Origin of the sequence: Mycolicibacterium pyrenivorans, from assembly GCF_025821625.1 — a bacterium.
GTDB lineage: Bacteria > Actinomycetota > Actinomycetes > Mycobacteriales > Mycobacteriaceae > Mycobacterium > Mycobacterium pyrenivorans.
Genome location: NZ_JACKSH010000260.1, coordinates 65,652 through 78,759 on the forward strand (window position 1 = coordinate 65,652; position 13,108 = coordinate 78,759).

Consider the following 13,108-nt stretch of genomic DNA (forward strand, 5'->3'; position numbering starts at 1 on the left):
GGGATGAGCACACGATGAAGAGCAAAGGAAACTGAATGTACGGTATGCCAACCGAGATCGACGTTCGGGCGGACGGCGGTCTTCGCATCATCACGCTCAACCGGCCCGATGACCTCAATGCCGTCAACGATGCGCTGCACGTCGGCCTTGCGAGGATCTGGGAAGAGCTCAACGAGGACGTCGACGCGCGTGCTGCCGTGATCACCGGTGCGGGACGGGCGTTCTCGGCAGGCGGTGACTTCAACTACCTCGACGAACTGCGCAACGACGAAGCGCTGCGGCAGAAGACGATCAAGCACGGCCGCGACCTCGTCATCGGCATGGTGCGATGCCGCATCCCGGTGGTCGCAGCCGTCAACGGTCCGGCCGTCGGGCTGGGCTGCAGCCTGGCGGCATTGTCGGACATCGTCTACATGGCCGAGACCGCGTTCTTCGCCGACCCGCATGTGTCGATCGGGTTGGTGGCCGCCGACGGGGGGCCGCTGGTCTGGCCGTCGCAGATCAGCATGTTGCACGCCAAGGAGTTCGCGTTCACCGGAGTGCGGATCAAGGCTGCGCGAGCACTCGAGCTCGGGATGGCCAACCATGTGGTCGCCGACCCGCTGGCCGAGGCGATCGCGTGCGCGAAGAAGATCATGGAGCTGCCCCAGCAGGCGTTGGAGGCCACCAAGCGGCTGATGAACATTCAGCTGGAGAAGTCGGTGATGGCGTCTCTGGACTACGCGAACCTGTCCGAGTACGTGTCGTTCGGAACCGCCGATTTCAACACGATCGTCGACGGGCTGATCGCCAAGAACTGACCGACTGCCTCCCGAGCGGCGTTGAGACTGCGCCCACGGTGTGACTCACTCGCACATCCTCGCCCTGGATGCAGTCTGAACGCCAGAAAAGGGGCGCTCAGAAGGTGAGTGCTTCGGAGCGCTGGATGGTGCCGGTGATCCCGGAGGCGTCCTGCTGGGCCAGCCGCACCGCGGCCTCGGCCATCGCCTCGGGAGGCTCGACCATCTCGGGCGGTATCTCCATGCCCGCGCCGCCGGCCTGCCAGCCTTCGGTCAGCACCACCCGTGACGGGCTCAGGCAGTTCACCGCGATGTTGTCCGGCTTCAGATCGGCTGCCAGGCCGAGGTAGAGCCGTTCGGCGGCGGCCTTGGACACCCAGTACGCGTTGGCGCCGTGGTCGGTCATCGCCACCCCGGTGGTCGTCACCGCGATCAACGAGCCCCCACCGCGGGCACGCACGTGCGGGATCACCGCCTTGGTCACGACGAAGACCCCGGTGGTGTTGACGTCCAGGCACAGCTGCCAGCGCTTCAGCGGCGTGGATTCGATCGGGCCGAGCCACAGCACACCGGCGTTCGCGACGAGGATGTCGATGCCGCCGAACTCGGCGACGGTCGCAGCGACGGCACTGTCGACGGACGCTTCACTGGTGACGTCGCACGACACCGGCATCGCCCGGCCGCCGTCGGCGGTGATGCCAGCGGCGACGGATCCGATGGTGCCCGGCAGCTTGCCCTGCTCCTCGGAGCGGGCCGCGACGGCCACCGCTGCACCCGCGCCGGCCAGGGCGCGGGCAACGGTGGCGCCGATCCCGCGGCTGGCGCCCGCGACGAACGCGACGCGGCCGGCGAGCGGGCCGCTCACTTGGGCGGGAACCGCAGCGCTCCGTCGAGGCGGATGATCTCGCCGTTGAGGTAGTCGTTCTCGATGATGCTCTGGGCCAGCTGCGCGTACTCCGTCGAGCGGCCCATGCGCTTGGGGAACGGCACCTGCGGACCCCAGTACTGCTCGAGTTGGTCGGCCGCCTTGCCGTACGCCGGGGTGTTGATGGTTCCGGGCGCGATGGTGACGACGCGGATGCCGAGAGGGGAGAGGTCGCGGGCCGCGACGAGCGTCATCCCCAGTACCCCGCCCTTGGCGGCGGCGTAGGGGAGCTGCCCGATCTGGCCTTCGTAGCCCGCGATCGAGGCGGTGTTGACGATCACGCCGCGGGCACCCTCGTCCAGGGGCTCCGACTTGGCGATGGCTGCGGCAGACAGTCGCATGACATTGAACACCGCGGTGAGGTAGAACTCGATGGTCTTCTTGAAACCGTCGAGGTCCAGCGGTGACCCGTCCTTGCCGATCAGCCGACCGCCACTGGCCGGTCCGCCATGGGTGTCGACGGAGATCCGCAGCGGGGCAAGCGATTCCGCCTCCGCGATCGCGGAATTGACCGATTCCTCGGACGTGGCGTCGGTGCGTACATAACGCACGCCCAACTCGGACTCGAGCGCCTTGCCCTTGTCGTCGGCCATGTCCGCGACGACGACCTTGGCTCCCGCACCGTGCAGCCGTCGCACCGTTGCCTCGCCGAGTCCGCCAGCGCCCCCGACGACCAGGGCTGAGCTTCCGGTGATCTGCATACGCGGTCCCTTCTTGAAACTGACACTCTCAACGAGAGAGAATATCATTCTCAATGTGGGAACGTGGTCACGAGCAAAGGGGTACCCGCTGCGTAGTGTGTCTCAGGTGACCATCGACGAGCTCATCGCGGCGGCCGGCAACGGCTCGGCCAGGGCGACGGGGCGGCTGCTCAGCCTCGTCGAGAGCCCACGCCGAGACGAGGTGCTCGACGCGCTCGGGGACGTCGCCCCGGCCCGCGTCGTCGGCATCACCGGTCCTCCGGGCGCCGGGAAATCGACGACGGTCGGCGCCCTCGTCACCGCGTACCGGAGAAAAGGGATGCGGGTGGCGGTGCTGGCAGTCGACCCGTCCTCCCCCTACAGCGGCGGTGCGCTCCTGGGTGACCGCATCCGGATGGCCGCCCACATCAACGATCCCGACGTCCTGATCCGGTCCGTGGCGACCCGGGGGCATCTCGGCGGCCTCGCCGCCGCCGTGCCCGCCGCGATCAGGCTCCTGACGGCACTGTCCTATGACCTTGTCGTACTCGAGACGGTGGGTGTCGGGCAGTCGGAGATCGAGATCGCGGCGGTCGCCGATCCGACCGTGGTGATCCTCAATCCCGGTGCAGGCGACGCGGTTCAGGCCGCCAAGGCGGGTCTGCTCGAGGTTGCCGACATCGTCGTGGTGAACAAGGCCGATCGCGACGGCGCCGACCAGACGGTGCGGGATCTGCGCGCCGAGACGGCGGCGCCGATCCTCAAACTCGTTGCCGCACAGGGTGAAGGCATCGACGAGTTGCTCGACACGATCGAGGCGCACCATCGCAGCGACAGCGCGCACCGGCGCGCCGCACGCGCCCGCTCGCAGGTCCTGTCGCTGGCCCAGACCCTGCTACGGCAGCATCCCGATCTGGATCGGCTCGCCGCGTCGGTCGCCGACGGGTCGTTCGACCCGTACGCCGCCGCCGCTCAGCTGATCGCGGACCGGACCGACTAGCGAGTCGACTCGGGCAGATCCAACATGCGGCGGGCCATCAGGGTGAGTTGGTCGCGGAGTGTGTCGGCGTCGAAATCGGCGATCAGCGGATGCATGACCGCCACGCTGATCGCACTCGACAGCATCGCCGCGTGAAAGCGTGCTTCGACACCGGACTCGGTGCCGAGTAGCGCGGCGTAGAGACGCTCGATGAATCGCTGGAACGGTTCGTGTTCGGCCTGCAGTCTGATGATCACCGGATCGAACTGCAGCACGCTGACCACGCCCCGACGCTCGATGGCCTGGTCGATCATCCGGTTCAGCAGAACCTCGCGCGCCCGCACCGGGTGGCCTTCGGCCTCGGCGGCCTCCACCGCGTCCTCCAGTCGGCTCATCTCACGCTCGGTGATCGCGATGACGATCTCTTCCTTGGTCTTGAACTGGCGGTAGACCGCGGCCTTCGTGACGCCGACGGCGTCGGCGATCATCTGCAGGGACGTTCCGCTGACGCCGTGTTCGGCGATGAGGCTGATGGCGGCGTCGAGTACCCGGGTCTGCGCCGCGGTGCGCGGGATCGCGCTGAACCTGGGCTCGGAGCGGGCAGGCGTCACAGCGACGAGGGTAGCCGACCGGCAACTGCCGACTGCGGAACTTGTCAGGACGCCGATCTGCCGGTCGCGGCGGCATGGCCGGCGCGGTAACCGAACACCATCGCCGGGCCGAGGGTCCCGCCCGCGCCTCCGTAGGCCTTCCCGGTGGGGCCCGCCATGGCATTGCCCGCGGCGAACAGGCCGGTGATCGCGGTGCCGCTGACATGAAGGACCCGTCCGTCGCGGTCGGTGCGCGGGCCGCCCTTGGTGCCCATCGCGCCGACGGACACCGGTACCGCGAAGTACGGGGCGGTGTCGATGGGGCCGAGCGTCCTGCCGGCGGTCGTGGTGGCTTTGTCGTCACCCCAGTAGCCGTCGTATGCGCTTGCGCCGCGGCCGAAGTCGGGGTCGCGTTCGTCGGCGACCGCGGCGTTCCAGTCGCGCAGCGTGCGTTCCAGGCCTGCGGGGTCGATTCCGGTCTTCTCGCCCAACTCGACCAGATCGGCGGACTTGCAGAACCAGTCGGGGATGGGGCCGTCGGGTTCCACGCCGAGGAAGCCGTAGTGCTTGAGGTGGAGGGAGTCGAACACGATCCATGCCGGGTCGTTGGCATACCCGAGTTTGGGATCGAGGAAGTGGAACGGCCCTGCCATCGAGTTGTATTCACCCGCTTCGTTGAGGAACCGCCTGCCTGCCCGGTTCACGATGATGCTCCGCGGGCGGGTGCGCTCGAGTCGGACGCTGCGGCTGCGGGGATGGCCGTTGTAGGTGTCGCCGGGGATCTGCACGATCGGCACCCACCACGCTTCGCCCATGTTGGCCAGGTCGGCCCCGTGCGCCATCGCCATCCGCAGGCCGTCTCCGGTGTTGTTGGGCGGGGAGACGGCGCCGTGCATGGGGCCCCGCAGGTAGGCCTCGACCAGTCGCTCGTCCCATTCGAAGCCGCCGGTGCCCAGCACGACGCCGCGTCGGGCCCGCACGCGGAAGTCCCTGTCGCCCTGCTCGATCCGCACGCCGGTGATTCCCAGCGGGTCGGCGATGAGCTCCACGGCGCGCGCGTCGGTCTGAGGCACCACGTTCGCGTCCAGCAGGCCCTTCAGCAGGCCTGCGATCAGGGCGGTTCCGGCGACGCAGTAGTCGCCCGACATGTCGTCGACCGAGGCGTGGATACGCGCCCGCGTCTCGGCGTCGATGCCGACATTGCTGAAGTCGGCGGGGAACGACGTGATCCGGTCGCGCCAGTCGCCGAGCCGGGAGAGGTCGATGGGCTTGGTGTTCAGGGACCGTCCGCCCGCCGGTTTCCCGCCGGGCAGTTCGGGCTTGTAATCCGGGAACCCGGCGGCGATCTCGAACTCGAGATCGCTGTGTGCCTCCACGAAGTCGAGCATCGCCGCTCCGGTGTGCACGAAGGTCTCGACCAGCTCGTCGTCCATGAAACCCAGCGACTGCGCTCGCAGGTAGGCCATGGCGTCGTCGGTGGTCAGCACGCCGTCCGCGGCCCGCTCGTGCGCGGGAATCCACACGATCCCTCCCGAGACCGCGGTGGTGCCGCCGACGGTCGGCGCTTTCTCGTATACCTCCACCGAGGCGCCGTTGGCCGCGGCTGTCAGTGCCGCAGTCAGCCCCGCACCTCCGCTGCCCAGTACGACGACGTCGACGTCGTGGTCCCAGTCGGTCACCGCTGTCTCCTTTTGTGTCTTACCCGCCCGGCGTCGGCCACCCTCAGCTGAGGATCGCCGACAAGTCGTTGGCCGCCTTGATGACGGAGTCGCGCCCGTGCACGACGACGTCTTCACGGTGGGATATCAGGTTGATGCATGTGGGTGGTGACGGCGGCCTGCGGCGCACCGGAACGGCCAGACCGTAGGTGTTCGGTTCGATCTCACCGTGGGTGATCACCCAGCCCTGCTGGCGCGTCTGGGGCACCAGGTCGCGCTCTCCCGGCCGCGGCGGCATGCTGGCCAGCAGCGCGATGCCCGCCGCGCCGCGCTCGAGCGGGTATCTGCTGCCCTCGTGGAACGACAGCTGGTAGAAGACGTTCGTCGGCACCATCACCGCGACGGCGACCTGCTGGTCGCCCTCGGCGACCAGCAGCGACACCGTGGTGCCCAGTTCGTCGGCCAGCCCGCGCAGCGTCGGCACGCACAGTTGACGGACGTTGTTGTCGAACGACGCCCCGAGCACCGCCAGCGCCGCGGCCGAGCGGTACCGGCCGTCCTCACCCTTGGCGATGAACCGGAACTGGGCCAGCGTGGTCAGCAACCGGTAGGCGATGGTGCGGTGCACCCCGATGTCGTCGGCGACCTGCGCGACGCTCAGTCCCGTCGGTGAGCTGGCGACCAACTGCAGCGCGCTCAGCCCGCGGGCCAGCGTCTGGGAGCCGGGGGCGTTGGCGGCCGCAACGGTCGTCCCCGGCCCGCCTTCTTCGGGCGGGCGGCCACGGTCGACAGACGGTCGAGTCATGCGGACCTTCCTTGACAGACGCACTCGGGAGAGTGATGCTCTGACCATAGTGCACATGGTGTGCGATAAATGAGCAGGGTGCTTACAAAATACGAGAATGTGGTTCTCGCAGTCAAGTTTTCGGGAAGCATGAAAGAGGTGCGCAGGGTGCCGGAGTTCGAGAGCGTGTGGAGCGACCTGCAAGGCGTCGCGTTCTCCCAGGGTTATCTCGATGCCGGCGGAGTTCGCACTCGCTACCTGCATGCCGGCGACCCGGGCAACCCGCCCCTGGTGTTCCTGCATGGCTCCGGCGGACATGCCGAGGCCTATGTGCGCAACCTCGAAGCGCACGCCGGACATTTCTCGACCTGGTCGATCGACATGCTCGGGCACGGATACACCGACAAACCCGGTCACCCCCTCGAGATCGCCCACTATGTAGAGCATCTCGTCGCGTTCCTGTCCGCGATCGGCGCCGACCGCGCCCACATCAGCGGGGAGTCGTTGGGCGGCTGGGTCGCCGCACGGATGGCGGTGGACCACCCGGACCTGGTGGACCGCCTGGTGCTCAACACCGCGGGCGGATCGCAGGCCGACCCCGAGGTGATGCAGCGCATCATCACCCTGTCGATGGCCGCCGCGGAGGACCCCACATGGGAGACGGTGCAGGCCCGCATCAAGTGGCTGATGGCCGACAAGTCGAAGGACTACGACGACATCGTCGCCAGCAGGCAACGCGTCTACCGCCAGCCCGGCTTCGCCGCGGCGATGAAAGACATCATGGCGCTGCAGGACCCAGAGATCCGGGCCCGAAACCTGCTCGGGCCAGGCGAATACGGTGCGATCACCGCCCCAACGCTCGTGGTGTGGACGAGTGACGATCCGACCGCCGACGTCGAGGAAGGGCGGCGGATCGCGTCGATGATCCCCGGCGCCAGGTTCGAGTTGATGCCCGGATGCGGGCACTGGCCGCAGTACGAGGACCCCAAGACGTTCGACCGGCTGCACTTGGACTTCCTGCTGGGGCGCGCGTGACTGCCGCAGGCGCAGACAACCGGGTCGACGTGGTGATCGTCGGCGCCGGGCCTTCCGGCCTGACGCTGGCCAACATCCTTGGGCTGCAGGGTGTTCGCACCCTCGTGGTCGAGGAGCGCGAGACCCTGATCGACTATCCCCGCGGCGTCGGCCTCGACGACGAGGCGCTGCGCACCTTTCAGTCCATCGGCCTCGTGGACCGAGTTCTGCCGCACACCGTGCCGAACCAGATCCTGCGCTTCTTCGATGCCAGGCGCCGCCTTCTCGCCGAAATGGCCCCGCCCGACGCCCGATTCGGATGGCCGAAGCGCAATGGCTTCGTCCAGCCGATGGTGGACGCCGAACTGTTCGGCGGTCTCGAGCGGTTCGACCACGTCGAGGTGCGCTTCGGCCGTCGGATGCAGAATTGCGCCGAGACGCCGGACGGCGTCACGGTCGAGTTCGCCGACGGACGCGAATCCGTGCATGCCCGCTACGTGGTGGGCTGCGACGGCGGCCGCAGTGCCACTCGCCGCCTGATGGGCGTGTCGTTCGACGGCACCACGTCGTCGACACGCTGGCTCGTCGTCGATGTCGCCAATGATCCACTGGGCCACCCGAACAGCGAGGTCGGGGCCGATCCCGACCGTCCCTACGTCTCGATCTCCATCGCCCACGGCATCCGGCGCTTCGAGTTCCTGATCCACCCCGACGAATCCGACGAACTGGCCGACGATCCGGCGTTCGTCCGACGCATGCTCGCCCAGCGTGTCCCACATCCCGAGCGCGTCGACATGATCCGGCACCGGGTCTACACCCACCATTCGCGTATCGCCGGATCGTTCCGAAAGGGACGGCTCATGTTGGCAGGCGACGCCGCGCACCTGATGCCCGTGTGGCAGGGCCAGGGCTACAACAGCGGCATCCGGGACGCCGCCAACCTCGGCTGGAAACTGGCCGCCGTGGTAACCGGGCAGGCGGGCGACGCGCTGTTGGACACCTACGACATCGAGCGGCGCAAGCACGCCCGCGCCATGATCGACCTGTCCACCATGGTGGGCCGGGTGATCTCGCCGACGAACCGGCGGGTGGCCGCACTGCGGGACCGCGTGATCCACGCCGCGTCGGTGGTGCCCTCGCTCAAGCGCTACGTGCTGGAGATGCGGTTCAAACCGATGCCGCGCTACCTGCAGGGAGCGGTGCACCACAATGAGGCGGGCGCCGGACACTCCGGGGCGAACTCACCGACGGGCACGCTGTTCATCCAGCCTCGCGTCGACACCCGTGATCGGCAGAACGTGCTGCTCGACGACGTGATCGGCCCCGGGTTCGCCGTGTTGTGCTGGAGCAACAACCTGCGGGCCGTCCTCGGCGACAACGCATTCGAACGCTGGAAAGCCCTGGGAGCCACGTTCATCGAGGCCCGCCCGATGACCCAGCTGAACTGGCCCGGGCACGACGACGCCGATGTCACGGTCATCGGCGACCGAACGGGTGCCCTCAAATCCTGGTTCGACGTCCACACCGATTCCGTACTGTTCCTGCGCCCCGACCGGTGCATCGCCGGGGCGTGCATCGCCCAGCGCGCACCGGAGGTCTCGGCGGCGTTGTTCACGGTGCTGCACCTGACGACCACACTGCCCCAGGAAGGAGGCACCGGTTCTCATGGCGACAAGCCAGATAGCGCTGTGCTGCATGTCGCACAGCCCACTACTGAACCTTCCGGGACCGTCACAGGAACTCCTTGACGACATCGAGTCGGCGATCGCGGCCGCCCGCGATTTCGTCACCGCGTTCGATCCCGAGTTGGTCGTCACGTTCTCCCCGGACCACTACAACGGCTTCTTCTACAACGTGATGCCCCCGTTCTGCATCGCGACCGCGGCTGAGGGAGTCGGCGATTACGGCACCCACAAGGGCCCGCTCGACGTGCCCGTCGAGCTCGCAACCGACTGCGCCCGAGCGGTACTCGACTCCGGTGTCGACGTCGCGATCTCGGCCGCGATGCAGGTCGACCACGGCACGGTGCAGCCCCTGCAGAAACTCTTCGGCGAAGCCACGGCGAAACCGGTGATCCCGGTGTTCGTCAACTCCGTGGCCACACCGTTGGGGCCGTTGAGCCGCGTTCGGGCGCTCGGCGCCGCCGTAGGCGCCCATCTGGCCACCCTCGGCAAGCGGGTGCTCGTCGTAGGATCCGGCGGCCTGTCGCATGATCCGCCGGTGCCGACGCTGGCCACGGCCCCGCCGGCCGCCCTGGAGCGGATCGTGCACGGCAAGCCCATGACGACCGAACAGCGTCAGGCCCGCCAGGCGGCGGTGATCGAGGCCGCCCGTGAGTTCGCCTCGGGGCAGGGAAGTCTCGCGCCGCTGAACCCTGATTGGGACCACGCGTTCCTGGATCTCCTCGACACCCAGCGGCTCGCCGAGGTCGACGGCTGGGACAACGGCTGGATCGCCGCGCAGGCGGGCAACTCCGCGCACGAGGTCCGCACCTGGGTCGCCGCGTTCGCTGCGCTGGCCGCGCAGGGGAGCTACGAAACCGGCAACCACTTCTACCGCGCGGCCCCCGAGCTGATCGCGGGCTTCGCCATCCGAACGGCGGTGGCAGCATGAGCGCCGCAACAGAACCGGGGTTCGATCATGTCACCGACGTCCTGGTGATCGGATCCGGCGGCGGCGGGATGACCGCCGCGCTGACGGCCGATGCGGCCGGCCTGGACACCCTCGTGGTGGAGAAGTCGGCCCAGTTCGGCGGATCCACGGCCCTGTCCGGCGGCGGGATCTGGGTTCCGGGCGCGCCGTCACAGCGTCGTCAGGGTCACGTGCCCGACCCCGACGAGGTGTTCAGGTATCTCAAGGAGATCACCGGCGGACTGGTCAGCGACGCACGACTGCGCAAGTATGTCGATTCCGCGCCCGAGATGATGGAGTTCCTGGAGAACCTCAGCCCCTGGCTGGAATTCGTCTGGAAGCCCGGCTATGCCGACTACTACCCCGAGGCACCCGGCGGCTCGGCGCTCGGCAGCACCATCAACGTCGAGGCCATCGATCTGCGCGTGCTCGGCGACGAGGAACAGAACCTGCTGACCCCGCCGGCTCTCGCACCGAAAGGAATCTGGTTCGGGCCCAAGGATCTGCGGCTGTTCTATCAGGTCCGGCAATCCTGGCGGGGCAAGGCCGTACTGGTGAAGCTGATCTGGCGGATGTTCCGCGCCCGGGTCTTCGGCGACCGGATGGCCGCCATCGGACAGTCGCTGGCCGCCAGGCTGCGGCTGGCGATGAAGCAACAGAACATCCCGCTGTGGCTCAGTTCCCCGATGACGGAGCTGATCGCCGACGCCGACGGCGCGGTGGTCGGCGCGGTGGTCGAGAAGGACGGGCGCGCAATTCGCATCCGGGCGCGCCGCGGTGTCGTGATCGCCAGCGGCGGATTCGACCACGACATGCAGTGGCGCACAGAACACCTACCGGAGGTCGAGAAGGATTGGAGCTTCGGCAATCCCGCGGCCATGGGTGACGGGATCCGCGCGGGGGAGAAGGTCGGCGGCGCCACCGAGCTGCTCGACGAAGCGTGGTGGTTCCCGGCGATCTGCTGGCCCGACGGCCGGCTGCAGTTCATGCTCAACGAACGGATGATGCCCTCCCAGTTCGTCGTCAACGGCAACGGTGAACGCTTCATCAACGAGGCCGCGCCCTACATGGACTTCGCGCACGCGATGATCGACGGGCAGCGGTCAGGGGTCACGCACATCCCGTGCTGGCTGATCACCGACATCCGGTCCTTCCACCGTTACGTCGTCGCCGGGCATCTGCCCATCCCGAAGATCCCGTTCGCACCAGTACCGACCGGATGGAAGGTGCCCGCGGCGTGGCTGGAGTCGGGCGTGGTGAAACAGGGCACGAGCTGGGAGGAACTGGCCGAGCAGATCGGCGTTCCCGGCGCCCGGTTGCGGGACACCGCCGAACGGTTCAACGAGCTGGCCCGCCAAGGTCACGACGACGACTTCAACCGCGGCGACAGCGCCTATGACAACTACTACGGCGACCCGACGCTGCCCAACCCGAACCTGCACCCGCTGTGCAAGCCGCCCTACTACGCGTTCCAGATCATCCTGGGCGACCTCGGCACCTCGGGCGGACTGCGCACCGACGAGCACGCCCGGGTGCTGCGCGCCGACGACAGCGTCGTGAACGGTCTGTACGCGGTCGGCAACGCGTCGGCCGCCGTCATGGGACGCAGCTACGCCGGTGCGGGTGCCACCATCGGACCGGCCATGGCCTTCGGCTATGTGGCCGCCCGGCACATCGCCGACCAGACCCCATCCCAGCCATCGATCGTCCCGGATCTTCAAGGAGGTAACCAGAGATGAAGATTTCCCTGTTTTACGAGTTCCCGCTGCCCCGACCCTGGTCGGAGGACGACGAACACCAGCTGTTCCAGCACGGTTTGGACGAGGTCGAGCTTGCCGACAAGGCCGGGTTCTCCACCGTCTGGCTGACCGAGCACCACTTCCTCGAGGAGTACTGCCACTCGACGGCGCCGGAGATGTTCCTGGCCGCTGCCAGCCAGCGCACCAAGGACATCCGGCTCGGCTTCGGTGTCATGCACCTCCCGCCGCCGATCAACCATCCCGCGCGAATCGCCGAGCGCATCGCGACACTGGACCACCTGTCCAACGGCCGCGTGGAGTTCGGCACCGGCGAAGGATCCTCAGTCGCCGAACTCGGCGGATTCAACATCGACCCGGCAGACAAGCGCGCCCAATGGGAAGAGGCGCTGGAGGTCTCGATCCGGTGCATGGTCGAGGAGCCGTTCAGCGGGTTCAAGGGCGAGCACGTCGAGATGCCCGCCCGCAACGTGATCCCCAAGCCGCTGCAGAAGCCGCATCCGCCGGTCTGGGTGGCGTGCACCCGGCCGTCGTCGGTGCAGATGGCCGCCCAGAAGGCCATCGGCGCACTCAGTTTCGCGTACACGGGTCCGGAGGCGCTGAAGGACCGGGTGGACGGCTACTACAAGGAGTTCGAGGAGAAGGGCACGCCGATCACGCCGGCGATCAACCCGAACCTGCTCGCGATCGGTGGAGACCTGTCGATGATGGTCGCCAGGAGCGACGACGAGGCGCTCAAGCGGCTCGGTATCGGCGGGGGCTTCTTCTCGTTCGGGATCATGCACTACTACCTGACCGGCATGCACACCCCTGGCCGCACCAAGGTGTGGGAGCGCTACGAGGAGGCCGTCAAGGAAGATCCGACGCTGGCCTACGGGCCGGGCCGCGGTGCGATCGGCTCGCCCGACACGGTGCGGGAGTTCCTGCGCGGCTACGAAGCCAGTGGTGTCGACGAGATCATCCTGCTGCTCAATCCGCGCAGCCACGAGGGCACGATGGAATCGATCGAGATCATGGGCAAGGAGATCCTGCCCGAGTTCATCGAGCGTGACGCGAAGGCGGTGGCGGACAAGGCCAAACGCCTCGAGCCGGTGATCGAGAAGGTGGAAGCGCGCCGCCAGTCCTGGGATGCACCGCTGTTCGACGAGACCTACGAGTTCGGTGGGCTGCCCACCGGCCGTGGCGGCAAGTTCACCGCCGGTGAGATCCCCGAGGCGATGGCCGAGATCAACGAGGGCCGCGTCAAGGCCGCGCAAGCGGAGAAGGAAGCCAGGGCGGCCAAGGAAGCCGCGAGCTGAGCGACACTTCCAC

General features: G+C 68.0%; 12 protein-coding genes. 7 read left to right on the plus strand and 5 right to left on the minus strand.

Going from position 1 to position 13,108, the window contains the following annotated elements; all coding sequences use genetic code 11:
• The first annotated feature begins 35 nt into the window (after positions 1-35).
• Positions 36-800 carry an enoyl-CoA hydratase/isomerase family protein gene (locus H7I57_RS29095; protein WP_264027997.1) on the plus strand — a complete coding sequence of 255 codons (765 nt, stop codon included), beginning with the start codon at positions 36-38 and terminating at the stop codon, positions 798-800.
• A 97-nt stretch (positions 801-897) separates the two neighbouring features.
• Here the strand turns inward: H7I57_RS29095 and H7I57_RS29100 are convergent, their stop codons facing one another.
• Positions 898-1,644: an SDR family NAD(P)-dependent oxidoreductase gene (locus tag H7I57_RS29100; RefSeq protein ID WP_264027998.1), complete on the minus strand. Its 747-nt coding sequence runs from the start codon at positions 1,642-1,644 to the stop codon at positions 898-900.
• Positions 1,641-2,405, minus strand: a complete 765-nt coding sequence (locus H7I57_RS29105; protein ID WP_264027999.1) for an SDR family NAD(P)-dependent oxidoreductase — start codon at positions 2,403-2,405, stop codon at positions 1,641-1,643. The genes H7I57_RS29100 and H7I57_RS29105 overlap by 4 nt, the downstream gene beginning before the upstream one ends.
• 106 nt (positions 2,406-2,511) lie before the next feature.
• Here H7I57_RS29105 and meaB point away from each other — a divergent pair, with 106 nt between their 5' ends.
• A complete protein-coding gene (gene meaB, locus H7I57_RS29110; RefSeq protein ID WP_264028000.1) occupies positions 2,512-3,384 on the plus strand; it encodes a methylmalonyl Co-A mutase-associated GTPase MeaB in 873 nt (290 codons plus the stop codon).
• Here meaB and H7I57_RS29115 read toward each other — a convergent pair.
• The 3 genes from H7I57_RS29115 to H7I57_RS29125 are packed head-to-tail and all read right to left on the minus strand — an operon-like array spanning position 3,381 to position 6,416.
• Positions 3,381-3,974, minus strand: coding sequence for a TetR/AcrR family transcriptional regulator (locus tag H7I57_RS29115; RefSeq protein WP_264028001.1), 594 nt, complete (start codon positions 3,972-3,974; stop codon positions 3,381-3,383). The two genes, meaB and H7I57_RS29115, sit on opposite strands and share 4 nt — an antisense overlap.
• A gap of 44 nt (positions 3,975-4,018) precedes the next feature.
• On the minus strand, positions 4,019-5,632 hold the full coding sequence (locus H7I57_RS29120; protein WP_264028002.1) for an FAD-dependent oxidoreductase: 1,614 nt from the start codon (positions 5,630-5,632) through the stop codon (positions 4,019-4,021).
• Positions 5,633-5,675: 43 nt separating this feature from the next.
• The gene (locus H7I57_RS29125) at positions 5,676-6,416 is read right to left on the minus strand and encodes an IclR family transcriptional regulator (RefSeq protein ID WP_264028003.1); all 741 of its coding nucleotides are present in this window, start codon (positions 6,414-6,416) and stop codon (positions 5,676-5,678) included.
• A gap of 147 nt (positions 6,417-6,563) precedes the next feature.
• On the opposite strand from H7I57_RS29125, the gene H7I57_RS29130 reads away from it, so the two are divergent.
• From H7I57_RS29130 to H7I57_RS29150, 5 genes are read left to right on the plus strand one after another with little or no spacing between them, the layout of a single operon-like run.
• Entirely contained in the window at positions 6,564-7,430 is an 867-nt protein-coding gene (locus H7I57_RS29130) for an alpha/beta fold hydrolase (protein ID WP_264028004.1), read from the plus strand.
• Positions 7,427-9,157, plus strand: a complete 1,731-nt coding sequence (locus H7I57_RS29135) for a bifunctional 3-(3-hydroxy-phenyl)propionate/3-hydroxycinnamic acid hydroxylase (protein ID WP_264028005.1) — start codon at positions 7,427-7,429, stop codon at positions 9,155-9,157. The genes H7I57_RS29130 and H7I57_RS29135 overlap by 4 nt, the downstream gene beginning before the upstream one ends.
• Complete coding sequence (locus tag H7I57_RS29140) at positions 9,105-10,022, plus strand: 3-carboxyethylcatechol 2,3-dioxygenase (RefSeq protein WP_264028006.1); 918 nt, start codon at positions 9,105-9,107, stop codon at positions 10,020-10,022. Before H7I57_RS29135 ends, H7I57_RS29140 begins: the two co-directional genes overlap by 53 nt.
• Positions 10,019-11,779, plus strand: a complete 1,761-nt coding sequence (locus tag H7I57_RS29145) for an FAD-binding protein (RefSeq protein ID WP_264028007.1) — start codon at positions 10,019-10,021, stop codon at positions 11,777-11,779. The genes H7I57_RS29140 and H7I57_RS29145 overlap by 4 nt, the downstream gene beginning before the upstream one ends.
• Positions 11,776-13,095, plus strand: a complete 1,320-nt coding sequence (locus H7I57_RS29150) for an LLM class flavin-dependent oxidoreductase (RefSeq protein ID WP_264028008.1) — start codon at positions 11,776-11,778, stop codon at positions 13,093-13,095. The genes H7I57_RS29145 and H7I57_RS29150 overlap by 4 nt, the downstream gene beginning before the upstream one ends.
• Positions 13,096-13,108: the final 13 nt, after the last annotated feature.

Bases quoted from the DNA above. Each gene is read 5' to 3' on its own strand.
- H7I57_RS29095 (WP_264027997.1), top strand. From the start codon at position 36: ATGTACGGTATGCCAACCGAGATCGACGTTCGGGCGGACGGCGGTCTT.
- H7I57_RS29105 (WP_264027999.1), bottom strand. From the start codon at position 2,405: ATGCAGATCACCGGAAGCTCAGCCCTGGTCGTCGGGGGCGCTGGCGGA.
- H7I57_RS29125 (WP_264028003.1), bottom strand. From the start codon at position 6,416: ATGACTCGACCGTCTGTCGACCGTGGCCGCCCGCCCGAAGAAGGCGGG.
- H7I57_RS29140 (WP_264028006.1), top strand. From the start codon at position 9,105: ATGTCGCACAGCCCACTACTGAACCTTCCGGGACCGTCACAGGAACTC.
- H7I57_RS29145 (WP_264028007.1), top strand. From the start codon at position 10,019: ATGAGCGCCGCAACAGAACCGGGGTTCGATCATGTCACCGACGTCCTG.
- H7I57_RS29150 (WP_264028008.1), top strand. From the start codon at position 11,776: ATGAAGATTTCCCTGTTTTACGAGTTCCCGCTGCCCCGACCCTGGTCG.